Source organism: Roseibium sp., assembly GCF_039982295.1.
Taxonomy (GTDB): Bacteria; Pseudomonadota; Alphaproteobacteria; order Rhizobiales; family Stappiaceae; genus Roseibium.
In genome coordinates this window covers 1-24556 of sequence record NZ_JBDWYP010000092.1, presented here as the reverse complement: position 1 = coordinate 24556, position 24556 = coordinate 1, and the positions used below count along the sequence as shown (strand labels likewise).

General features: G+C 58.1%; 20 protein-coding genes. 3 read left to right on the top strand and 17 right to left on the bottom strand.

Features of this window, described 5'->3' with window-relative positions; all coding sequences use genetic code 11:
* Positions 1-9 precede the first annotated feature (9 nt).
* From ABJZ52_RS20350 to ABJZ52_RS20280, 15 genes are all read right to left on the bottom strand, one after another.
* Positions 10-1227 (bottom strand): zinc ABC transporter substrate-binding protein, encoded by a 1218-nt coding sequence (locus ABJZ52_RS20350; RefSeq protein ID WP_348190608.1) that lies wholly within the window; start codon positions 1225-1227, stop codon positions 10-12.
* 176 nt (positions 1228-1403) lie between these two features.
* A complete protein-coding gene (gene galE / locus ABJZ52_RS20345; RefSeq protein WP_348190605.1) occupies positions 1404-2426 on the bottom strand; it encodes a UDP-glucose 4-epimerase GalE in 1023 nt (340 codons plus the stop codon).
* Positions 2427-2522: 96 nt separating this feature from the next.
* Complete coding sequence (locus ABJZ52_RS20340; RefSeq protein WP_348190602.1) at positions 2523-4352, bottom strand: V-type ATP synthase subunit A; 1830 nt, start codon at positions 4350-4352, stop codon at positions 2523-2525.
* A complete protein-coding gene (locus ABJZ52_RS20335; RefSeq protein ID WP_348190599.1) occupies positions 4349-5071 on the bottom strand; it encodes a hypothetical protein in 723 nt (240 codons plus the stop codon). Before ABJZ52_RS20335 ends, ABJZ52_RS20340 begins: the two co-directional genes overlap by 4 nt.
* Positions 5072-5075: 4 nt before the next feature.
* Positions 5076-5777 carry a hypothetical protein gene (locus ABJZ52_RS20330; RefSeq protein ID WP_348190596.1) on the bottom strand — a complete coding sequence of 234 codons (702 nt, stop codon included), beginning with the start codon at positions 5775-5777 and terminating at the stop codon, positions 5076-5078.
* Positions 5778-5786: 9 nt separating this feature from the next.
* Entirely contained in the window at positions 5787-6236 is a 450-nt protein-coding gene (locus tag ABJZ52_RS20325; protein ID WP_153769282.1) for an ATP synthase subunit C, read from the bottom strand.
* Positions 6233-8026, bottom strand: coding sequence for a V-type ATP synthase subunit I (locus ABJZ52_RS20320; RefSeq protein ID WP_348190592.1), 1794 nt, complete (start codon positions 8024-8026; stop codon positions 6233-6235). The genes ABJZ52_RS20325 and ABJZ52_RS20320 overlap by 4 nt, the downstream gene beginning before the upstream one ends.
* Complete coding sequence (locus ABJZ52_RS20315) at positions 8023-8646, bottom strand: V-type ATP synthase subunit D (protein WP_348190589.1); 624 nt, start codon at positions 8644-8646, stop codon at positions 8023-8025. The genes ABJZ52_RS20320 and ABJZ52_RS20315 overlap by 4 nt, the downstream gene beginning before the upstream one ends.
* Complete coding sequence (locus ABJZ52_RS20310; protein ID WP_348190586.1) at positions 8646-10028, bottom strand: V-type ATP synthase subunit B; 1383 nt, start codon at positions 10026-10028, stop codon at positions 8646-8648. The genes ABJZ52_RS20315 and ABJZ52_RS20310 overlap by 1 nt, the downstream gene beginning before the upstream one ends.
* 99 nt (positions 10029-10127) lie before the next feature.
* Positions 10128-11060, bottom strand: coding sequence for a carbamate kinase (arcC, locus tag ABJZ52_RS20305; RefSeq protein ID WP_348190583.1), 933 nt, complete (start codon positions 11058-11060; stop codon positions 10128-10130).
* Positions 11061-11062: 2 nt separating this feature from the next.
* A complete protein-coding gene (argF, locus tag ABJZ52_RS20300; protein ID WP_348190580.1) occupies positions 11063-12064 on the bottom strand; it encodes an ornithine carbamoyltransferase in 1002 nt (333 codons plus the stop codon).
* 39 nt (positions 12065-12103) lie between these two features.
* Complete coding sequence (gene arcA / locus ABJZ52_RS20295; protein WP_348190576.1) at positions 12104-13336, bottom strand: arginine deiminase; 1233 nt, start codon at positions 13334-13336, stop codon at positions 12104-12106.
* A 1-nt stretch (position 13337) separates the two neighbouring features.
* Complete coding sequence (locus ABJZ52_RS20290; RefSeq protein WP_348190573.1) at positions 13338-14735, bottom strand: amino acid permease; 1398 nt, start codon at positions 14733-14735, stop codon at positions 13338-13340.
* Positions 14736-14802: 67 nt separating this feature from the next.
* Positions 14803-16203, bottom strand: a complete 1401-nt coding sequence (locus tag ABJZ52_RS20285; RefSeq protein ID WP_348190570.1) for a YfcC family protein — start codon at positions 16201-16203, stop codon at positions 14803-14805.
* 305 nt (positions 16204-16508) lie between these two features.
* Entirely contained in the window at positions 16509-17399 is an 891-nt protein-coding gene (locus tag ABJZ52_RS20280; protein WP_348190567.1) for a LysR substrate-binding domain-containing protein, read from the bottom strand.
* A 156-nt stretch (positions 17400-17555) separates the two neighbouring features.
* On the opposite strand from ABJZ52_RS20280, the gene ABJZ52_RS20275 reads away from it, so the two are divergent.
* From ABJZ52_RS20275 to ABJZ52_RS20265, 3 genes are read left to right on the top strand one after another with little or no spacing between them, the layout of a single operon-like run.
* Positions 17556-19172, top strand: a complete 1617-nt coding sequence (locus ABJZ52_RS20275) for a GMC family oxidoreductase N-terminal domain-containing protein (protein ID WP_348190564.1) — start codon at positions 17556-17558, stop codon at positions 19170-19172.
* A gap of 20 nt (positions 19173-19192) precedes the next feature.
* A complete protein-coding gene (locus tag ABJZ52_RS20270; RefSeq protein WP_348190561.1) occupies positions 19193-20401 on the top strand; it encodes a mandelate racemase/muconate lactonizing enzyme family protein in 1209 nt (402 codons plus the stop codon).
* 32 nt (positions 20402-20433) lie between these two features.
* Entirely contained in the window at positions 20434-21864 is a 1431-nt protein-coding gene (locus tag ABJZ52_RS20265) for an aldehyde dehydrogenase family protein (protein ID WP_348190558.1), read from the top strand.
* A 17-nt stretch (positions 21865-21881) separates the two neighbouring features.
* Here the strand turns inward: ABJZ52_RS20265 and ABJZ52_RS20260 are convergent, their stop codons facing one another.
* Positions 21882-22829, bottom strand: coding sequence for an NAD(P)-dependent oxidoreductase (locus ABJZ52_RS20260; protein WP_348190556.1), 948 nt, complete (start codon positions 22827-22829; stop codon positions 21882-21884).
* 373 nt (positions 22830-23202) lie between these two features.
* The coding region (locus ABJZ52_RS20255; protein ID WP_348190553.1) for an Ig-like domain-containing protein at positions 23203-24556 on the bottom strand (1354 nt) is incomplete at its 5' end.

Sequence of the window (24556 nt, the reverse complement as noted above, 5' to 3'; positions counted from 1 at the left end):
GCTGCCGTCTTACGAGAGGCAATCGTTCATTGAAGCTGCCGTTTTGCGCAACAGGGCTTCGTAAAGACCAGGACCGTTTTCGATGCCTGTGCCGAGGGGGTCGAGAACAGCAGTTTTTGCGTTGGATCCTTCCAGAACAACGTTCACGAGCTTGGGCGTGAACTGAGGCTCGGAAAAGACGCAGACAACGCCCAGATCCTTGATGGTCTCGCGGACTTCGGAAATCCGGTCGGCACCGGCAGGTGTTTCCGGATTAAGAGTGATGGCGCCTGCAGCCTGGACCGAAAAGCGGTCCTCAAAGTAGTGATAGGCATCGTGGAACACGACAAAGGGGCGTCCGCGGATATCTGCAAGCTCGTTGTCGATTTCAGCGGTCAGCTCTGTGATCCGCTTTTTCATCGCGTCTGCGTTCGCTGCATATGCGTCGGCATTTTCAGCGTCGTTTTCTGCAAGTTCTGCCACAATGACGTCAATCATTGCCAGCGCATTGTTTGGATCTAGCCAGATGTGCGCGTCCATCCCATCGTGGTCATGGCCATCATGGCCAGCAGCGTGGTCATGCCCTTCGTCATGGTCGTCATGATCCTTGGCGTGATCATCATGCTCATGTTCATCATGTTTATGATCATCATCATCATGATCGTGGTCATGACCATCATGGCCGTCTGCATGTTCCTCGTGCTCGTCGTGATCTTTGTCATGGTCATCGTGACCATGCGCATGATCATCATCATGGTCTTCGTCGTGCTTGTCATGCGCGTGATCATCGTCGTCGTCATGATCATCTTCGCCGTGATCGTGGCCGTGATCGCCATGGTCATGCGCGCCGAAACCTGCGCTCGTACGATAGGGCAGCAGGGTCAGTCCGGGCGCTTCCATGAGTTCGATGACTTCGGCATTGCCGGCAACTGATGTCAGTGCCTTGGCAAGGGCTGTCTCCATGCTTTCTCCGACCCAGAATACCAGATCGGCATCCTGCAGCTGCGCAGCCTGCGAAGGTTTCAGAGCAAAACCATGGGGTGACGCGGCACCATCTATCAGGATGTCAGGCGTTGCTACGCCCTCCATCACACCTGACACCAGCGAGTGAATTGGCTTGATTGTCGTCACGACACGCGGTTCGGCGTGGGCGAAGGATCCGGCTAGAAGTGTCGTGGCAAACAGGCCTGCGGCGATCAGGGCTTTTCTGCCGGGCAGCTTCGAGAAACGGGGATTTGAAGCGGACAAGGAACTCTCCAACGAATGTCACGTTATTTTATAACATGTAATTAAGTAACATCGCAGGCAGGCATTCGCAAGGCAGAGATTGCCAGAACCGGGCGCGTCTTTCAGTCGCGATGAGCACGTTGAAAGTAGCTTGGTACGGTCGTTGTCTTTTGTACAATCCGGAGGGCAGACGTCCGTCAGTCCTCGTATCCCCTCGGGTTCTTGCAAACCCAATTCCAGGTGTCGTGACACATGGCTTCCAGGTCTTTCTGGGCCGCCCAGGAAAGCTTTTGGTCCGCCTTGCTCGTGTCGGCATAGCATTCTGCGACATCGCCTTCTCGGCGCGGTGCGATCGTGTAGGGGATGCTCTTGTTGGAGGAGCGTTCAAACGCCCTGACCATCTGCAATACAGAATAGCCGTTGCCCGTGCCAAGATTGACGGTGAGACAATTGTCAGCACCTGTCAGATTGGAAAGCGCCTCATGGGCTTTCAGATGCCCTTCCACCAGGTCGACCACATGGATGTAATCGCGAATTCCAGTGCCGTCGGCCGTGTCATAGTCGTCGCCAAAGACGGAAAGCTGCTCGCGCCGGCCATCAGCCACCTGAGTGATAAAGGGCATGAGATTGTTGGGTATTCCGAGCGGGTTCTCCCCGATCAGACCGCTTGAATGGGCGCCCACCGGATTGAAATAGCGCAGGATCGTAAAACGCCACTTCGGGTCGCTCGCCGCCAGGTCGCGCAGCATCTCCTCGACCATTAGCTTGGTTCGTCCATATGGATTGACCGGACCCGTCGGGTGGCTTTCCGTCAGCGGCAGGAACTGAGGTTCACCGTAAACCGTGGCGGAAGAGGAGAAAATCAGTCTGTGAACACCGACGGTCTCCATCGCGCTCAAAAGGCTATGAGTGCCGATGACGTTGTTCTCATAGTACTCAAGCGGCTTGGCGACGGATTCGCCGACAGCCTTGAGCCCGGCAAAATGCACCACGGCGGTGCATTTGTAGCGGGTCATGATGTCTTCAAGGGCCGAACGGTCGCGGATATCCGCCTCTTCGTATTTGACCTTCTGCCCTGTAATCGACTCAACGCGCTTCAGGCTTTCGGCGCGCGAGTTGCTCAGATTGTCGACCACCACCACATCGTGGCCGGCTTCCAGAAATGTGACGCAACAATGCGAGCCGATATAGCCAGCTCCGCCGGTAATCAAAATTGTCATTCTAAAACAAACCCATGGGCACCTGGAAACGGCGCACTTTTAAAACCACTTTGAGCGAATGCCGGTCAATGCCGACGGTTCATCTGTGCCACAAACTTATTGCGCAGTCGGCAGGTCGCCGACAAGGGTCTTGATCTGCGAAATCAGGCCGGTTCGTTCCTTGGACCCGTCGGCAGCATAATTGAGATTCTTGAACAGGGAGGTCAGTTCGGTGAAGGATTTGCGAACTGCATCCTTGTCATCGAACGCAAAATGCCGCGTTGCGATCCGATAAACCAGATCGAATGTCTCCTGCTGTCGGGCCAAGGGGGCGGACGCATCAACATCGTCGAATGCATCCTGCTGCAGGTAGACCATATCCAGGAACAGTGCCTTTTGCTGAACGACGAAGTCGTCTGTGGAGATGCCTTCTTCGCCTGTGACCTGCATCATTCGGCTGATCTCGTCGCCGCGTCCGAGCAGCTCAATCATCTCTTCAACACGTGCGACCCAGTCCGGACCAATGTTCTCCTGATACCAATCGCCGAGCTGTGCGTGATAGCGGGACCAGGACAACAGTGGGTCGACGGCCGGGTAGAACCGCTTGTAGGCCCGCTCGGCGGACAGGCCGAGAAAGGTCTTGACGGTGCCGAGGGTAGACTGGGTAACCGGTTCCTCGAAGTTGCCGCCAGCAGGAGAAACGGTGCCGATCATGGTCAGGCTGCCGGTTTCACCCTCGGCATTGGTCAGGACCCCGGCGCGCTCGTAGATGCCCTTGATCGCCGAATCCAGATAGGCCGGGAAGGCTTCTTCGCCAGGAATTTCTTCAAGGCGGCCAGACGTTTCGCGCATGGCCTGCGCCCAGCGCGACGTACTGTCAGCGATCAACAGCACATCAAACCCCATCTGCCTGTAATATTCGCCGAGTGTGATGCCTGTATAAATCGAAGCCTCGCGTGCCGCCACTGGCATGGACGAGGTATTGCAGATGATGACGGTTCGATCCATCAGTGTGCCATCGCCCGACGGGTCGGACTGTTGCGGAAATTCGGTGATCGTCTCCACGACCTCGCCAGCACGTTCACCGCAGGCAACAACGATCACGATATTCACCGCAGAAAACCTGGAAATCAGCGACTGCAACACAGTCTTTCCGGCACCGAAAGGACCAGGGATACAGCCCATGCCACCACGAGCAATCGGGAAGAACGTATCGATCAGGCGCAGGGTCGTGATCAGCGGCTCGGAAGGGTACAGCCGTTCACTCTGACCGGCTGAGACCATGGCGTCGGGGATAGCGCGGCGCACCGGCCAGTGCTGGACCATGGTCAGGTCACGTGTCTGGCCGCGATCATCCTTCAGCGTCACCACGATCTCATCAATGGTGTAGCTGCCTTCCCGCACGCGCTCCACGGACCATCGTCCCTTGAGCGAGAAGGGGACCATGATCCGGTGCTCGAAGCGTCCCTCCGGCACCTTGCCAAGCACGTCACCGGCCCGGACCAGGTCGCCGGATTTTACGGCCGGTTCGAACGCCCATTTGCGAGCAGTGTCGAGCGCATTGGTCAGCACGCCACGCGGTAGGAAAAAACCGTGTTGGGCGGCGATATCCGCCAGAGGGTTTTGCAATCCGTCAAAGACGGTGCTCAGAAGGCCGGGGCCGAGTGCCACTGAGAGCATCTCACCGGTCTGGATGACTTTGTCGCCAATCCGCACACCGCTTGTGCTTTCAAATACCTGGGCCTCTGCGGTCTTGCCGCGCACGCGAAGCACTTCCGCCTTCAGATATTCCGTTGGCCGCCCTTCACGTTCAGGTCCGTGGGGGATGATGTAGACCACCTCGTTTTTGATCAGGGGATGGTCTGCGAGCGGCGCAAGTGTCACCAGATCATCCTGGACGGCGATGATTTCAGCGCTTGGATCTGGCAGAGTGACATGACTGGTCATGAAAGGACCTCCTCGGGGCGCGGGTTCACTTGCGCCGTATCTGCAGCTGTTGGGGGCGCCAGGATGTCGCCGACAAGGGTTTCAAGACGTCCACGTGCTGCGTCGGTGCTGTAGCGCGACCAGCGGTCGACGATGATCCAGCGCAGGACGTAGATGACGACCGCTTCGAAATCGAACTCATGCCACGCACCACTTTGATCGAGCTGCGAAAAGACCTCGCCGAGCACGAGACGTTCCATCGCGATATGTTCGTCTGCCTGGATCAGCCGGTTGGCTTCGGAGATCCAGGGCATGAAATGCGACAGGCCGAAACCAGGATCTGTCCAATGGGTCTCAATCTGGCGGCACCAGCGCCCAAAGCCCCATTCGGATATCGTTCCGGCATCCTCTTGTCCGTCATGTCGGCGCCGAAGTGCAGCGATTGTCGTGCGCGTTTCCATTCGTGCGCGAACAAGATCCTGAAGTGTTGGATTGTCTTCAAGCTCATCAATGACCGCTTTCGCCAGCCGAATGACATCCTTGTCATCCGAAAAGCGCACAACGCCCGACCATGCCGTCACCTCGATCACCCGGTTCATCAGGCGTTGGTGGTCAGGCGACAGCATCTTGACGCGCTGCTTCAGGCGAAACTCTGACAGCGGTACCTTTGCCTGGGAAAACAGGGTCCCAAGGTGGGGCAAGCTGGTGGCCAGGGTGATATAGCGAAAGCGCTCGGACATGGGCTTAGCGAAGAACCCCTTCCATGATCGCGCGCAGGCGCGGTTGCAAGTGCTGGATTAAAAGGGCGGCAATCGCTTCCGCTGTCAGATCGATACTGACGTCCCGGTCCTGAACCTTGATCTTGATCCCGTCAAACCCGGGTGCGCTGGAAAAAGTCACGCCCTTGCGCAGCACGTCACCGGCCAGGGCAATGGCGAAATGAGTGAGAGTGCCGGGCTCGACCGCTTCGGGCGACTGCTTCAACTCCTCGAACGTCACGATGCGATCGGGCAGACTGATCTCGATCTTGTCGTGTGCGCCGATGGCCGCCGCTTCACGAGCCTTTCCGGCCATGGCGATAATGAGCTTCTGCAGGAAGGCCTCATCGCTGAGGGTCGATGATACGAGGCGTCCTGCTTCGTCTTCTATTCGAGTTTCGAGCTCATTGCGCAGATTGAGCACAAGATCGCGTGCTGCGATCTGCAGGCTGTCGCGCGTGGCAGCCTGCTCCTTCTCCGCCTCGGTCCGAGCCTTCGTCAGGATCGCGCTGGCTTCGGCTTCGGCGCGCGCGACGATGTCATGCGCCTTGGCTTCCGCGTTTGCCAAAAGTGCGTCCGCCTCGGCCTGTCCCGCCGAAATGCCCTCGCTCTTGAGGCGATCGATCAGGGCTTGCACGCCGGCTCCTGCCGGATTTTCGGTGGCTGTCAGCTTGTCATGCTGGGTCATCAGGGCCTCCTAGCCGGGTATGGATCCGGCAAGAACCAGGGCGAAGACCAGGGCAAAGACCGAAAAGCCTTCCAGCACCGCTGCAGGCGCAAGCGAAACGCCGAAAATCTCGGGCTTGGCCTTGGAGGCATGAATGGCAGACGCGAGGACTTCGCCCTGCCGCACGCCCGTGAAAAGCAGGGCGAAGCCGGAGAGAATTCCGATGCCGAATGTAGCCGCGCCGATTTCCGCCGTCATGGCGTCATGCTGCAAGGTGAACATGATGACGATGCCGTAGATCACCTGAGAGGACGGCATCAGCGAGACACCGATGAAACGGCCATAACCGCCATCCGTGTCGAGCATCGCGCCAATCGCTGCACTGCCGCCCAGGGCACATCCCCATGCGCTACCGATGGCTCCCAGGGCGACCGGTGCGTATAGCCCGAACCATCCGAGGGCGAGTACGAATTCGTTCACAAGCCTGACTCCTCTTTCTTGAACGGACGAAAGGGCGTGCCTTCATCCTTCAAACCCCAGTTGAAAAATTCGATGACATTCAGTCTCAGGCCATGGACGACGCCGGCAATCAGCCCGAGGCCTATGTTGATGGCATGGCCAACGGCCAGCACCAGGATCGCAATCAGCAGGCCGATGCCGGGAACCGCATGCAGCAGCTGATCCGAAAGATCGTTGATGGTCGATGCCAGCGAGGCCGCAGCCAGTCCGAGAGCGAAAAGGCGCATGTAGCTGAGCACATCGGAGAAAATGTTGACGATCCGCGCCAGCCCGGCAAAGGCGTCGAACAGTCGAAGGCCAGCACTCTTGATCGAGTGCACTTTGCGGTCGCTTGCGAAAAATCCGACGCAAAGCAGGCCCGCAACGATCATGACCGGACCGAACGTCGCGAAAAGCGTTTCGGCTCCGAGGAAGGTGCAAAGGCCGCCAATGGCGACGAGGGACCATCCGATCGGAACCGCGCGGTCGCTCAAACTGTTGCCATGAAGAGCGCGCACGACGTTGGCGAGCGTGATGTGGACGACGCCAATCGTGAGCGTGATTTTCATCATCGTCTCGACATCGTCCAGCTGCATGACCTTCAGCTGATCCAGCAGGCTTCCTGGCGGAGGTGAAACACCGAAATAGCTGCCGGTAAGCACACCGAAGGCTGTCGTAGAGACCATCAACCAGACGGACATGGTCCACATTCTCAAGGCTCCGGCCGAGGTGCCGAAGCGCTTTTTGAACAGATAGAGCGCGCCAAGCAGCAACAAGCCGTAGCCTGCGTCGGTCATGATCATGCCGAAGAAGAGGATGAAGGACAGGTAGACGACGATCGACGGGTCCCAGTCCCGATATCCGGGGGTTTGGTAAAACTGGACCAGATCTTCGCCCGCCGCGAGAGCAGGCGGGTTTGAAAGAAGCGTTGGCGGGTCCTCGTCCTCTGCCGGATCCTCGACATGGGCTGCAATGCCAAGCTGCTGGCACAGCGCACGGATACCGTCTTCTTCGGCCGCCGGAGCCCAAGCCTGCAGGACAAAGATACGTTCGTCGTCTGCCGTCTCCAAGGCCGCGCGTCCTCGTGCGGCCCGATCCCGGGCGTCTGCCAGATGCTGATTCAAAAGACCGCACCATTTTGTCAGCGCATGGCGTTCCAGTTCCAGACCTTCAAGACGGACTTCAGTTTGCTCCAGCCGGTGTTCCAACTCCGACAAAGATACCTCGCCGACATGAACTCGTGGCACCGGCATGGCATCGAGCGGTGGCTCGTCCGGATCCAGCAGGACAACATAGGCGCGGTACTTGTCCTGATGAACGATCTCCATGATCTTGTCGGAAGGATCAACAGCCTTCAGTTTGGCGAGCGGAACCACATAGAACCAGAGCCGATAATCGCCGATTTCTGACAGGTCCGCGAAGTCGAACTGCCCCCAGGGGCGAACGTCCTTGATCCGGCGAACCAGCTTGGCACGCTTGTCCTCGCAAGCCTTGAAATTTGTCTTGTTGAGAAGCGTTCGCTCGACAATCCGGGGAAGATCGAAGTCGTCGGTATCCGTGGTTGATCGGCGCAGTGCCGGGGCGTCGGTAAGCCACCGGAGCGCTTCAACCGCTTCCCGGCCTGTGCCGCTTGGGATGGCCTCCAGATCCCGCTGCGCTGGGGTCAGGGGAATAAGGTGAAAGCGTCCAAAGGCCTGCGCCGCCTCCAGAACCTGATCCTTGTCCTCCAGGATGCCGATCAGGCTGACCTTTTTCAGTGCCGTGATGGTCATAACTCGGCCATCCTTTCTTCGGCGGCCCGTGCGGCGGTCTTGCGCTTCGAGATCTTGGCGCGCACGACTGCATCGCGTTCCGCGTCGGCCAGGGCCATGCGGATTTTCTTGATGTTCTTCTCAGCTTGGGGGATGAGGACTTTCTCGAACAGGTTGACCCTGCGCGAAATGACCGCCTCCGCCTCGATCAGCAGGTCTAGCCTCTCGCGCGCCACGTCGCGCCTCAAGTTGAAGGTCACAAGTTCCTTCAGGGCCTTGACCACCGGGTCGACCCAATGTGGCCGAGCAAGGCGCGAATAAGGTGCTGTCTCGATTTCAACATCACCGAGAGTTGGCAGGATCGTGCCTGACAGGTTCTGACTGCCGCGCTCCACATTCTGGAGGGTAATCAGCCCATCGAGAGGCACCTGTTCATTGGCCAGCATGGGTATGCTGTCGGCAATCTGGCTGAAGAGTTGAGAGTATTCCTTGTCTAACCTCGCGACGGCCTCTTTTGCCTTCGCACGCTCGGCCATCACCTGAAGCCGCTTGAGTTCAAGCGATGGCAGGAAACGCCGAAACTCGGCGAGTTGCGCCGTCTCGCGGGCCAGAGAGGACTTGTTGAGCGCAAGCTTTGCCATCAGGCAGCTTCCTCAGGCGGTCTCGTGGTGCTCGGATCTGTTTTTTGGGACCCGGTCTTGGGAAAATAGGTGTCGATCAGGCCCTGTTTCATCAGCAACTGGCCTGGCTCGAAACACTCCGCCAGGGTTTGCCAGCACAGATCGAGCGCTTCCTCCAGTGGCATGGAAACATCAATGTCCATGAAACGCTCACGGAACAAGGTCCCGAATTTCAGGAGTTGATGGTCATACTCGGACAGCTCAAACGCCATCGACTGCTTCTGTTCGGCGTCCCGGGCACCAGAATAGAAGCGGATCATCGTGTTCATGATCTGATTGTGGTCTTCGCGGGTCACCTTGCCGATGACATGCTGCTTGAGGCGTGAAAGCGACCCGAAGGGATCCAGAACGCCACTGTGCAGGTAGAACTGCCCCTCGGTGATATAGCCCGTGTTGTCGGGAACCGGATGGGTCAGATCGTTGCCCGGCATGGTCGTGACGGTCAGGATTGTCACCGAGCCGGATCCCTTGAAATCACAAGCTTTCTCGTAACGGCGTGCCAGCTGTGAATAGAGATCTCCGGGATAGCCGCGGTTTGCGGGAACCCGCTCCATGGCGATCGAGACTTCCTTCAAGGCGTCAGCAAAGGCGGTCATGTCGGTCAGCAACACGAGGACGCGCTTGCCTTCCTCGACTGCGAATTTTTCAGCCACCGCCAGCGCCATGTCTGGCACCTGCAGACGTTCGACCACAGGATCGGAGGCCTGATTGACGAACATCACGGTTCTGGGGAAAACGCCGGCATCCTCGAACTGTTTTCGAAAGAAGGCGTAATCGTCGAAGATCAACCCGAGCCCGCCAAAGATTACAATGTCCGCGTCGGCCTGGATCCCGATCCGCGCGAGAAAGGCGTTATAAGGCTCCCCGGAAACGGAGAAGATCGGGATCTTCTGGCTTTCGACCAGGCAATTGAAGATGTCGATCATGGGAACGTCGGTGCGGATCATGCGCGACGCAAGAACCCGTTTCATCGGATTGGCCGAAGGTCCGCCAATTGGCACCGTTGGATCACCGGAAAGACCAGGGCCGCGGTCGATCGGCTGACCGGCTCCATCGAAAACCCGGCCGAGAATGTTGTCGGAGTAGGTGACCTTGGCGGCCTCTCCCAGGAACCGGACCGACGCGTTGTTGGCCAGCCCCTTGGTTCCGGAGTTGACCTGAAGTGAGACCATGTCCCGGTCGATGCTGATGACCTGGGCAAGAGACGTGGACCCGTCGCCGGTCTCCACAAGGGCGAGATCGCCGAGACAGGGCCGTCCCTCGCTGGCCTTCCGATCTGCAGAAACCTTGATCCGGATGATGTCGCCGACAATATCGACAATCCGGGTATGGGATACCAGCATCGCTTTTCCCTCTTTCTCCGGCGCTCGCTGTCGCCTTGTGAGCGCGAGCTTTAGGAGTAGCTTAACTCGATCCGGACCCGCTTTGGGTCAGAAATGCAATCAACCGTGGTAGGTGATCTCTCCTGCGTCCACGGCAATGGTTGTGCCCTTGGTGCCGGCGATGGCATCCGCCACGTCTGCAAGTGCGCAGATGATACTCTTCTTGCCGGTGACCCTCGCAAAATCCTGTGCCGCCTCGACCTTCGGCCCCATGGAACCGGCCGGGAAATCAAAGGCATCCATGGCATCCGGCGTTGCGCGCTGGATCGCCTTTTGATCTTCAGTGCCCCAGTCCAGATAGACAGCATCCGCATCCGTGGCCATGACAAAGACATCGGCCTCAATGTCCTTTGCCAGGAGCGCGGAACAGCGGTCCTTGTCGATCACGCATTCAACGCCAGTCAGCTTGCCATCAGCGCCATACATGGTCGGAATTCCGCCGCCACCAGCCGCAATGACGATCGTGCCTTCCGAGAGCAGCCAGCGGATTGGCCGGACCTGAAAAATCCGCTTGGGCAAGGGTGAGGGGACCACACGGCGCCACTTGTCACCGTCCGGCTTTACGCTCCAGCCTTTTTCTGCGGCCATCTCGTCGATGGTTTCCTTGTCGTAGACCGGGCCAATGAACTTTGTCGGATCCTGGAAGGCCGCGTCTTTAGGGTCGACCTCGACCATGGTCAGGAGTGTCGCCAGAGGTTTCTCGATTGGCAGAAGATTACCGAGCTCCTGCTCGATCATATAGCCGATCATGCCCTCGGTCTCGGCACCAAGAACGTCGAGTGGATATTCCTCGACATCCGTGTAGGCGGCTTCCTGGAGAGCCAGAAGTCCCACCTGGGGCCCGTTGCCGTGTGTGACCACCAGCTCTTCCGCCGCACCGATGGGCGCAAGCGCCTCGGCGGCGATGCGTGCATTCTCACGCTGGTTGGCCGCGGTCATCTCCTGACCCCGGCGCAAAAGCGCGTTGCCTCCCAGGGCGACCACGATCCTCATGGTCAATTCCCCAGGGTCGCGACCAGAATGGCCTTGATTGTGTGCATCCGGTTTTCAGCCTGCTCGAATGCGACATTCATGTGCGATTCAAACACTTCCTCAGTCACTTCCATCTCGGAAATTCCGAACTTCTGGAAAATGTCCTCGCCGACCTTTGTATCCCGATTATGGAAAGCGGGCAGGCAGTGCATGAACTTGACGTTGGGGTTGCCGGTGCCTTTCATGACATCCATGTTGACCTGATAGGGTGACAGAAGCTTGATCCGGGTTTCCCAAACATCGGCCGGTTCGCCCATGGAAACCCAGACATCCGTGTGGATGAAATCAACGCCCTTGGTGCCCTCGGCAACGTCTTCGGTGATTGTCAGTCGGGCGCCGTAGGTGTCTGCTGTTTCCCGAGCGGTCTTGATCAGGTCCTCGGTTGGCCAGTTCTCCTTGGGCGCGACGATGCGCACATCGCAGCCCATGATCGCTCCGAGCATCATCAGCGAATGGCCCATGTTGGAGCGCGCATCGCCCATGTAGGCGTAGGAAATCTGTGTACGCGGCTTGTCCGCGTGTTCGACCATTGTCAGCATGTCGGCCAGCATCTGGGTCGGGTGCCAATCGTCCGTCAGTCCGTTGTATATCGGAACACCACTGAACTCTGCCAACTCCTCGACCATCTTCTGGCCGGAGCCGCGAAACTCGATGCCGTCGAACATGCGTCCGAGAACACGGGCCGTGTCCTTCATGGACTCCTTGTGGCCGATCTGGGATCCCGACGGGTCCAGATAGGTGATGTGCGCGCCCTGATCGTGGGCCGCGACCTCGAAGGCGCAGCGCGTGCGTGTCGAGGTCTTTTCAAAGATAAGGCAGATGTTCTTGCCATTCAGAACCGCCTGCTCGGAGCCGGAGTATTTCGCCCGCTTCAGATCCCTTGCAAGATCCAGCAGGTAAAGCATCTCCCTCTGGGAAAAATCGAGGATCTTGAGGTAACTGCGACCTTTGAGATTGAACGCCATTTTATCCTCCGTTGGCTTTTTGAAAGCCTTGTCTGAAAATCAATATGCGGGATCGCGCGCGATGGGGCAGGTCATGCAATGTCCGCCGCCACGGCCGCGGCCAAGCTCGGAACCGGAGATCGTGATGACCTCGATGCCTGCCTTGCGCAAAAGTGTGTTGGTATGTGTGTTGCGGTCGTAGCCGACGACCACTCCAGGGGCGAGCGCAACCACATTGTTGCCGTCGTCCCACTGCTCGCGTTCGGCCTGGAACTCGTTGCCGCCTGTGCCGATGACATGAAGGTCATCAAGGCCCAACGCTTCCTTGTAGACATCAAACAGATGCGCTTCTTCGCACCTTACATCAACGGCCTGTTTGTCATCCCCGGGGCGCAGGCTGTAACAGGTGATTTCGTCGACCACCTCGCGGAAAGCCGTGACCTTGTCGTGATCAAGGCAGGAGAACACCGTGTCAAGGTGCATGGCCGCGCGGCTCTTTGGCATGGCGCAGGCGATCACCCGTTCAGCGCCTTTCTTGGCAAAGAGATTTTCTGCAACTTGTTGCACGGCCTGTCGCGTCGTGCGTTCGCCCATGCCGATCAGGACGACCCCATTGCCGATTGGCATGACGTCGCCGCCTTCCATGCTGGCGTGGCCGAAGTCCTCGTCGCTGTCACCCCACCAGATCTGGAAGTCCTCGTCTGCGAACATTGGATGGAATTTGTAGACCGCACGTTGATAGAGCGTTTCGGGCTTGCGCGCCGGCCAGAACATCGGATTGACCGTGACACCACCGTACATCCAGCACGATGAATCACGTTGAAACAGGGCATTCGGAATCGGATCCAGGAGGAACTCGGTCGATGCGATGGCCTGCTTTGCCAGGGGCGTCTGCATTTCCTGCGGAAGATCGTAAAGCGTAATACCGCCCATCAGCAGTCGGGCCAGCTTTTCGCCCGGCAGTTCGTCCAGCCATGGGCGCATGCCGCGGGCAAACCCGGGGCCGACCAGATTGTCGGTGATCCGCCGATCCAGCACGAAACGACGGCCTTCGGGAACCTTGTCGAGCATTTCGGCCAGAAGATCCTGGATGTCGTACACCTCGACATCATGGGCTTTCATCTTCAGCCGGAAATCGTCGTGATCGACACGCGCCTTGTGAACCCAGAGCACATCATCGAAGAGCAGGTCGTGACAGTTCCCGGGGGTCAGGCGTTCATGAGCCAGAGACGGCCGGGAGACCATGACCTTTCTGAGCTTGCCGATTTCCGAATGTACACCGAGCGCCGTCATATCAACCTCCAATGGCAGGATTGTGCGAGCTGGCAGATGCGTCGTTGCGCGCTTGTCGCCAGCGGATCAAGGCGTGGACCGGGACACCGGCTAGGAGCAGCAGAAAGCCGAAAAACACGACATCCGCGCCCGAGCCGTAGACCGCCCAGATGGAATAAAGAAAACCGACCGCGCCCAGTCCGACGATGCCGGCCAGACCGGGATCGTTCAGACTGTGTCCGCGCGCGACCCGGATCATGATCTCGGCGACGGCGCAAAACGCATAGGGAACCAGACTTGCCATGGTCGCAAGCAGGATGATGAAGGTGAAGGCTTCCACCAGTCCCTTGGAAAAATTCATGATTACGAGGCCGCTCGCCAGAAGGTTCGAAACCACAAGAGCGTTGGCGGGCGTTCCGCGATCGCTGACGCTGGCAAATTCTTCTGGAAAGACCCGGTCGAGCGCAGCGCCATAGGGCACCTGTCCGGACAAGAGCGTGAAGCCGTTCAAGGTGCCGAATGTCGAGATGATTGCGCCCAGCGCAATTAATACACCGCCAACGGGTCCCCACATTGCCATCGCCACATCGGCCAGCGGTGCAGAGGAGGCGGCCAGAAGGTCCTTGGGAAGAACGCCTATGGCGACCACTGTGACGGAGATATAGATCGCAGCAGCAAACAGAACGCCGATAATGGTCGCCCGCGGGATCGTGACTTCCGGCCGGTAGACGTTGCCGGACGGCACAGTCGCTGATTCCAGTCCGAGGTAGGCCCAAAGGGTCAGGGCAGCTGTCGCGGAAACAGCGGCATAGTCAGGCAGTGCCGACGTGTTGACGGGGGTGAAATGGCTTGTGTCCAGCCACGCCCACCCCAGAATGCCGAGCGCCAGCAGCGGCAGGACCTTCAAGACCGTTGTCAGCACCTGAACGAAGCCGGCACCCTCGATCCCGCGAATGTTTATCATCGTCAGGAACCAGATGGCCGTCAGAGCGACGCCCAGACCATAGAGGTTGTTCTCGCCGATGGCTGGCACCACGTAGCCGATGTATCCGACAAAGGCGACGGCCACGGCCGCATTCCCGGACCACAGCGCGATCCAGTAGCCCCAGGCAATCAGGAACCCGGCAAAGTCGCCGAAGGCTTCCCGTGTGTAGGCATAGGGACCGCCGGGCCGGCTGGTCAGTCGCGCCAGACGGCCAAAGATCAGGGCCAAAGCAATCGCGCCGCACGAGGTCAGCACCCAACCTGCGACGGAAATTGCGCCAAAGGGTGCCAGTGCCGCCGGCAACAGGAAGATGCCGGAGCCAATCATGTTGCCGACCACCAGTGCAATACAGGCAAACAAGCCGAGTTGACCGGGCCGTCGGCGTGCGGTCTCGTCGCTGCTCGGAGATGTTTGCATGCCGATTGGCTGGTTCATCGATCACTCATGAGTTTCAATTGCCGGTGCGTTTGATCGTTCGTCAGACAAGGTCTCAGATCCGCTCTCAGGCGCTTACGCTGAGAACGATCATGATCATCACCGCGAGGATCGCGAGCAGGGGCCAGGTGAAGCGCAACCATTTGTCGTAAGGCACACGCCCGATGGCGAGGCCGCCCATGACCACCGCGAAGGTCGGGTTGATCAGGTTCACCAGGCCATTGGCCGATTGATAGGCTGTCACCACCACATCGCGAGCGACATTGGAGAAATCTGCCAGCGGCGCCATGATCGGCATGGTCAGGACGGCGAGACCGGAGGACGAGGGCACGAAGAACGAAAGCGCAACCTCAAGCCAGAACATCACATTGATGAAGGCAATGGTCCCGAGGCCGTTGACCGCCTGTTCCGACCAGAAAAGGATCGTGTCGGTGATCTTGCCAGCATCCATCACGACCACGATGCCGCGCGCCACACCGATGATCAGGGCGACGCCCAGCAGGTCTTTCGCACCGTCGATGAAGGTGTCGACGAACTCATGTTCGCCCATACGCGCCACGAAGCCGACAAGGATCGCAGCCGCCAGGAACAGGGCAGACATCTCGCCCATCCACCAGCCGAGCACGGAAACGCCGTAGATCAGAAGTGCAAAGCTCAGCACGAAGATCGTCAGGACGATCTTGTGTGTGGTTGTAAACTCCAGCAGGCCTTCGTCATCGCCGCTCTTGAGAAAATGGGCGCGGTTCTTTTCGCGCATGTCTGCGACAAGGGAGTGAGACGGATCCGCCTTGACCGCCTCTGCGTAGCGCATCACCCAGAACACGCAGGTCAACCAGCCCAGAACAAGGATGATCGCGCGTGCAGCAATGCCGTCGGTGAAGGCGATGTCCGCAGCATTGGCCGCAATGACTGTCGCAAAGGGGTTGATGGTAGAGCCAAGTGTGCCGATGCCCGCGCCGAGCATGATGATTGCGACGCCTGTAAGGCTGTCGTAACCGGCACGGATCATCACCGGAATGATCAGGGCGTAAAAGGCGAGGGACTCTTCAGCCATGCCGTAGATTGTGCCGCCTGCCGCGAAAAAGGCCATGAGGATCGGGATCATCCACTTTTCCCGGCCTTGCAGGGCGATCATGACCTTCGCGATGCCTGCGTCTATCGCGCCCGTATGGGTCACGACCATCAAGAATCCGCCAATGATCAGGACGAAGACGGCAACATCAATGGCGTTTGCTTCGCCTGTTTCCGGATTGTAGAGGCCTGCTATCGGAGCCATGAAGACGTCGATGACGCCCTGCTGGTCGCCTTCCACGGTGTGGTAGGTGCCAGGAACCGGGACATCCCGTCCAAGGCTTTCACTGAAGGTTCGCTCATACTCGCCGGCGGGAATGATCCATGTTGCGGCCGCAACGAGAACAATAAGGGCAAAAAGGACCGTGAAGGCAGACGGAAATTGAAACTTACTCATGAAGCATCCCTCCCAGGTGACGCCAAGCGGGTTTGTCTTCAGTCAAAATTCGATAATCTTAATTCCCGCACTTTATAGTTGCTCAGTAATGGATATCGAAAATTGATCGATGTCAATTATGACCAGGAGATAATGACGTCTGAATGACTTGAAGGAAACTGTATCAGTAGGAATACCTGCGCAGATCTGAAAACATAAATCTATGGAATGCGACGTGAAACGCATTGATAAGGGTTACCTGCATCAAAGGGCTACCTATGGAGCCCTCGACTTGGTGATATGACCATAGAGTTGTGGAGGCGGCTTCAGATGGCTTTCTCACGATGCTGCTCGGCCAACCAGTCGCAGAACTGGAGGACCTCCCGACGCTTTTGCGCGTTGTCGTCAACGACCATGAAAAAGTTGCGTGACAGGGGAATTCTGTGGTCGAAGGGAGCAACGAGAACGCCTTGGGCGACGTAGTTCTCGATGAAGCTTTCCGACACGATTGCAGCGCCGGAACCTGCCGCAACCATCTGAAGCGCGATCACCGATGAGTCGACTTTCGTGCCGCCGATTTCCGGCAAGCCTTCGAGCCCGAAATGCCTCGCCATCAGGCTCCAGTCAGATTCGGAACCGATGATTTGCACCGCGTGGGCAGCGAGCGTCTCGAAGGACAGATTGTCGGAAAACGATGTTGCAAAATCGGGATGGCAGACCAGCTGTGCGAACCTGTGACCCAAATGCCGAATGTCCTGCTCAGCCCAGTCGCCGTGGCCAAACCGGATTTCAACATCGATGGCATCGTCCTCGATACGGTCCGTCCAGACAGCGGTCGTGAGCCGGATATCGATGTCGGGATGCGCGGCCTGGAAACCCTTCAGGAGGGGGGCGAGCACAAGCGCGGCATAGCTGATCGAGGCGCGTACGTGCACCGTTCGCTTGGCGTTGGAGGTGAACAATTCGCTTGTGGCGTCTTGCATCTCCGAAAAGGCCTTGCGGATCGGCTGAGCGTAGGCGTGTCCCATGTCGGTCAGCGCTACGCCGCGTGCCATGCGCCGAAAGAGCGGCGCGCCAAGGTGCTGCTCCAACAGTTTGATTTGTTGACTGACAGCCGCGGGCGTCAGGTTCAATTCCTCTGCCGCCGACGAGAAGCTGCTGTTGCGGGCGGCCGACTCGAAGGCTCGGAGCCAGGTAACGTGCGGGAGCTGTGACATGCCAATTCATCCTCATGGGGCCATCCAGACCCGTGCTGTCTTAGCTTTAAAATATTTATGGCCTCAGTAGTCAAAAGCATTGTTTGTGTTTGGGTGTCTAATTTTGCCTTCTGCCGTCAAGGACGTTTATAGAAACTTGGTGTCAGCAGGACGATCATGGAATTCGACTACATCGTCGTGGGGGCCGGTTCCGCCGGGTGTGTTCTGGCTGATCGACTGAGCAGATCTCCGGGGACAAGGGTCCTCGTGATCGAGGCTGGCGGTTCGGATGCCAGGTTCTGGATCAAGGTTCCACTTGGCTATGGCTTCACCTTCTCGGACCCGAAAGTGAACTGGTGCTACACCGCCGAGGCGGATGCGGGCATAAACGGTCGCGAAGCCTATTGGCCCCGGGGCAAAGTCGTTGGCGGATCGAGCTCGATCAATGCGATGGCCTATGTACGCGGCCTCAAGCAAGACTTTGACGACTGGGAAACTGCCGGAGCAAACGGCTGGGGTTGGGACACCGTCAGGCAGACCTATGAACGCGTCGAACACCATTGGGAAAACGGACGTGCCCGAGGTGAAGGGCCACTGCGGGTTTCCGATCTCAGCACTCGAATGCATCCCTTTTCAGAGACGTTCTTGAATGCTGCCAGAGACCTTGGTTGGAAAACGCCTGACGACATGAACGAAGGTAGCTGCGAGGGCCTGTCTTATTACCGCAGCACGGTGCGCAATGGTCTCCGGCGCTCCGCCGCTGATGCTTTTTTACGGCCGGCACTGAAGCGCGGGAACGTTCAGCTCCTCAAAAATGCTCTGGTCGAGAAGCTGACGTTTTCGGGAACACGGGCAACCGGTGTCCAGTACCGCATTGGAGATCAGCGACATGTCGCAACCTGCAAGGGCGAAGTGATCGTCAGCGCGGGCGCCGTGAACTCGCCTCAGCTGCTTCAGCTCTCCGGCCTGGGGCCAGCCGATCTCCTGAAAACACATGGGATCGATGTGGTTCAAAACCTTGGGCAGGTCGGAAAGGGGATGCAGGACCATCTGGCCATCACCCACCATTTTGCCGCAAACAGGCCGACCCTGAATGACCGACTTGGGACACCGTTCGGCCGCATGATGGTTGGCTTGCAATATCTGTTGACCCGAAACGGCCCGTTGAGCGTCCCGACCAATCAGGTCGGTGGCTTCATTCGCTCGGATGAAAGTCAGGGTGCTCCCGACATGCAGATCTACTGCAATCCGGTTTCGAGCTCTACACGCGCCAGCGGCGTTCCTCAGGTCGACAGGGAATCCGGTTTTATACTATGTGTTCAGCCATGCCGGCCAACGAGCCGGGGAGAGGTCACCATTCGCTCAAACGATCCGGGGGTTGCTCCGCGGATCCAGCCCAATTCGCTTTCGACGGAATTTGATCGTGAAGACGCTGTTCGAGCAGGACGCCTGCTGCAGGTGCTAGCTAGTGCGCCGGCCATCACACGGGTTACGCAGTCTGCGAAGGAACCGGATATTTCAAAGATGGACGATACAGCCCTGCTTGAGAATTTTCGTGAACGTGCCCTGACCAATTTTCATCCGACCTGCACCTGCCGGATGGGGCATGACGCGGGTGAATCGGTGCTTGACGCGCGGCTCAAGGTTCATGGCACGCAGGGGCTCCGCGTTGTGGACGCGTCGGCCTTTCCAAATGTGACCTCGGGTAACACCAATGCCCCCACGATCATGCTGGCCATGAGGGCCGCAGATCTAATTCTGGAAGATCAGGCAGCGCACTCACGCCAAGCCTGACAACCCAAACTGGAAACGCCATGAAACTGGAAAAAATCGAAACCTTCGTTGTCGGCAACCCGCCGCCACGCCATGGAGGCCGCTATTTCATTTTCGTTCGGCTGACAACGGCTTGCGGCATTTCCGGCCTTGGCGAGATTTACAACGCGACCTTCGGACCCGATCTTTGTGCGGCGATGGCCGAGGATGTTTTCGAGCGTCAGTTTGCGGGCAATGATCCCCATCATATCGAGAAGCTCTGGCGACGCACTTATGGCGCGGGGTTTACCCAGAGACCTGATGTGACGGTCATGGGTGTTCTGAGCGGGCTCGAGATGGCCTGTTGGGATATCGTCGGCAAGGCGGCGAACAAGCCAGTCTACGAGCTTCTAGGTGGCAAGGTCCACGACAAGCTGCGCAGCTACACGTATCTCTATCCGCCAGAAGGGGATGTTTACCCCGATCCGGACAAACCGAATGTCTACAACGACGCGGACCTGGCCGCCGAGGTCGCTGTCGAGATGGTTCGCAAAGGCTTCACGGCGGTCAAATTCGATCCGGCAGGCCCATATTCAGTCTATGACGGTCATCAGCCGCGTCTTGAAGACCTTGAGCTCAGCGAACAATTTTGCAAACGCATCCGGGAAGCTGTCGGAACCAAGGCAGACCTTTTGTTCGGCACCCATGGCCAGTTCACGGTTTCCGGCGCAAAGCGCATGGCGCGGCGGCTGGAGAAATATGACCCGCTCTGGTTCGAAGAGCCGACGACCCCAGAAAACCCGTCTGATATGGCGGAAATTGCGGGCTACACGGCGATTCCCATCGCGGCAGGTGAGCGTCTTTGCACCAAGCATGAATTCGCGCGGGTTCTTGAAGCGGGTGCCGCGTCTATCCTCCAGATGAATCTGGGGCGTGTCGGCGGCATTCTGGAAGCCAAGAAGATTGCCTCAATGGCTGAAACGCGGCAGGCGCAGATTGCACCTCACCTGTATTGCGGGCCTGTCGTTGCCGCGGCCAACATCCAGATTGCAACGTGCAGCCCCAACTTCCTGATCCTGGAAAGCATTGGAACCTTCGACGGCGCCTACATGTCTGTCTTGTCATCAAAAATCCAGTGGGAAGACGGATACATCATTCCGCCCACGGAGCCCGGTTTGGGTGTCGAGTTGAACGACGATGTGATCGCCGCAAATCCCTATACAGGCACCGAGCTGCATCTCGGGATGGCACAGGAACAAGTCGTGCCTTGACGCCGTTAAGACGAGATACAAAAGGAAAACACATGAAGACTCTGAACAGGTTTTATATGGACGGGGCTTGGGTCGAACCGGCCTCAACCGCAACAATGCCGATCATGAACCCGGCAACCAACAGCCAGATCGGCACCCTGACACTTGGCAATGAAGAAGATGTTCAGCGCGCAGTTGCTGCCGCAAAGCGTGCCTTCGAGACATTCTCGCTGACCAGCAAGGCCGAACGGCTTGCGCTTCTGGAGCGGCTTCTTGACGTGACGCGGGCTCGCATGGAAGATCTGGCTCAGGCGATCACCTCGGAAATGGGCGCACCGATCACGATGTCGCGCGAATCCCAGGCAGATTGTGGTGCCGGTCACCTTGAAGGTTTCATTGCGGCCCTGAAGAGCCAGGAAGAGCGCGAGACCCTGCCGAACGGCGATATTCTGACTCGCGAGCCGATTGGACCTTGCGGGCTGATCACGCCCTGGAACTGGCCGATCAACCAGATTGCCCTGAAGGTTATCCCGGCTTTGGCAGCAGGCGCGACCTGTGTCCTCAAGCCGTCGGAACACACACCGCTTTCCGCCACGATTTATGCCGAAATCGTTCATGAAGCCGGTTATCCGGCCGGTGTTTTCAACCTGGTTCACGGCGATGGCCCAACTGTCGGCGCGGCCATGTCCCAACATCCAGACCTGAACATGATGTCCTTCACAGGCTCGACGCGCGCAGGTGCATTGGTCAGCAAGGATGCTGCGGCAACAGTCAAGCGCGTGACCCTGGAGCTGGGCGGAAAATCACCGAACCTCGTCTTTGCCGACAGCGACCTGCTTGCGCGTGTTGCTGAAGGCGTTGCGACATGCTTCTACAACACGGGCCAGTCCTGTGATGCGCCGACGCGTATGCTCGTCGAACGCTCTTGTTACGACGAAGCGATCGCTCTGGCAGAAGCGGCCGGACAGGCCCAGGAAGTTGGTCTGCCGTCGAAGGAAGGCGACCATATCGGCCCATTGTTCGACAAGATCCAGTATGACCGCGTTCAAGCCATGATCCAGAGCGGGATCGATGAAGGCGCCCGCGTTCTTGTTGGTGGGCTTGGCAAACCTGAAGGACTTGAGGATGGGTGGTTCGTCAAGCCGACGATCTTCGTCGATGTGTCGCCCGAGATGCGCATTGTCCGCGAAGAAATCTTTGGTCCGGTTCTGGTGATCATGCCCTTCGACACCGAAGAGGACGCCATTCGCATGGCAAATGACACGGAATACGGACTGGCAGCCTATATCCAGACCGGCGACCCGGAACGGGCAGAACGGGTGGTGCGCCGCCTGCGCGCAGGCGGTATCCACATTAATGGCCGCAATGCGGACTATGGATCACCGTTTGGTGGCTTCAAACGCTCCGGAAACGGTCGCGAGGGCGGTCTTTTCGGGCTCGAGGATTACCAGGAACTCAAGGTTCGCCCGCCCTTCGCGAATTGATGCCGAGAAGGGCCGCGTCAGCGGCCCTTCGGAACCACTTCGTAGCCAGGCTCTTCCGGCTCGTCGTCGGTCATTTCCGCCGGGAAGCCCGGTGCAAGGACCTGTAGTCCGGTTGCGTCTTCAAGGCGGCGGATGATGTTGGGGGACAGTTCCCGTTCGCCGTAGCGCTCGATCCCGTCGTTGAAGATGTCGATCATCACCGGATTGATGTCGAGGGCAACGCCCGCGCGATCAGCAACGCTCTGGAACAGGCCGATGTCCTTCTTCACCAAGTCCATGGTGAAAGAGATGTCGCGCGATCCGTTCAGGATCACCTGGCTCTCTGTCTCGTGAGAGAAGCTGTTGCCCGAGGAAATACGGATCGCCTCATAGGCGGTGTTGAGATCCATCCCGGCAGCCTTGCAGGTGATCAGTGCTTCACAGCTTGCAAGCAGGTGAGCGGTGGCCAGATAGTTGGTCACGACCTTCAAGACAGACGCGGTCCCAAGATCACCGGTGTGCAGGATCCGCCGCCCCATCAGGGTGAGTGTCGGCAGGATCTGTTCGAAAGTCGCCCGGTCGCAGCCAGCGAAAATCGCGATGTTGCCGGTGTCCGCGCGGTGACAGCCGCCAGATACTGGGCAATCAACCGCCGCACCGCCGCGCTCAATCACCAAAGCGCCCAGACGCTGGACTTCTTCCTGGTCCGTGGTGGACATTTCCATCCAGATCTTGCCCTCGGTGACGAACGGCAACATTTCCTGCATGACAGCGTCGGAGGCGGCAGGTGAGGGAAGGCATGTGATCACCGCGTCACAATCACGCATCAGCTGGGCGGCACTTTCGGCCGCTTTGGCGCCTCGACCGACAAATTCCTGAACCAGGGCCGGATTGAGATCGTGGACCGTGAGATCCACACCATTGCGCAAAAGGCTGCCGCTGAGTTTTCCACCAACGTTGCCCAGCCCCACAAAACCTATCTTCATTGACTTAATTCCCTCAGGACTCTGACGTTTTGATTGAGTTCAATGCCTAGATTTCAGCTTTTCCGACAAAGCGAAAACAATGGTTTTGCGCCCTGAGGCCAAACCTCATTTAAGGCTCGGCTGACCTCGTTGCTTAGATACAAAAACGCATCCCCGCCGGGACAGGGATGCTTCGGTTTCAAATGCAGCAGGCAGACGACCTCATGCCGAGCCGTACACCGTGTTTCAGCCAGGTCCACGATGGTCGTCGCAGTGTTCGCACCCATGGTGATTTCGACCAAAGCTGCGGTGACTGCTTGGTACTTGACCATCTGGAAATTGCGCGGCGTAGAGCTCCAGATTTCACGTCAGGTGAAACCTGTTTGCAGCGCCATCAGAATGCCAGCTTGAAGCCGAGCTGAAGGCCGTAGCTTTCATAATCCTGGACCCCGATGCCATCATAGTAGGCGTCCAGCAGAAAGTCGCCGCCGTTTGACAAGATGTAATTGGCGCCCATCATGACCTTGGCGCGCCCGCCGTCATACGTCGGCACGACCAGTGCGGCATTGCCGGAGCCTTGGGTCGAGGAGCCAATCATTGAAAATCCTCCCATCAGTTCCAGACTTGCGCTGTCCGTCGGCAAACCGACCTGATGCCTGACATCGAGGCCAAGTTCGCCCTGGAACAATTGAAGCCCCTGTTCCGGAATGACATTGCCAAAGCTGTCGCTATAAGCCTCCTGATCGTCGCTCGTGTAGGATAGTTTAACTGACGGCGTGACGAGCGTTCTTTCAAAGCCTATCTCACCAGAGACCTTGAGCTGCGCCAGGATGCGCTCGGTCTCGAAACTGTCCGTATAGGTGCCCAAAGGAGAGATGTCGTTTGATGTCTGTCCGTAGAGCAGCCGCCCTTCCAGGAACAGGGGCTGGTCGGGCAGGCGGGCAACGGCATAGGGACCGGCAAGCCAGCCGTAACCATTTATCCGCGCAGCCTCATCAGTCTGGCTCAGATAGTCGAACTCGACCATTCCGCCAATCAGCAGCGTGGAAGATACCCTGAAATGGTGGCCGATTGCTCCGAAAACATACTGCGACTTTGCAGTATCCTCCCGGGTCCAAGACCCGTTTAGTCTTGTCCAGAGGCCACTATCTGAGCCGGGCTGACTTGCGAAGTCGAATGTGCCATTCAGGCTTGTCATGGCGAAGTCAAAGGAGCCTTGAGTGCCTCCAGACAGGAACCCGGTAAGGTCTGGCTGGCTGGAAAGCAGTTGGCTTGCCCTTGTCTGCATGAATTGCGCAATAATTTTCTGCGTTTGCTCGACAATTTCATTGGCAATGGAAAGTGTGTTCGAAGCAGTATTGGCATTTCCAGACGGGTCTGATGCGGCGCCCGCCGGGATGGAGACTTCCAGATCTCCTCGCCCCGTTGCGGCAACCCTTGCGACATAATCCGCCCCGCTGCCCTGCAAGTTCGTGACTGCACCGTTGGCCACGGTGAAATCGCTCATTTCAAACCCGGTGACATCTTCGGAAAAGGTGACGGATATACTGACCGTCTCCGGCCCGGTCACACTTTTCGTGGAGGTCGAGATGCTGACTGTTGGGGCGGTGGTGTCATAGGTCGACGTTACCTCGTTTGAGGCAGCAGTGTTCGTATTTCCAACGGCGTCGCTGAATGTGCCAGCCGCTACCGACAAAGCAACCCGCCCATCCGCAACAGGTGTCAGCGTCGCAGTATAGCTGGTGCCG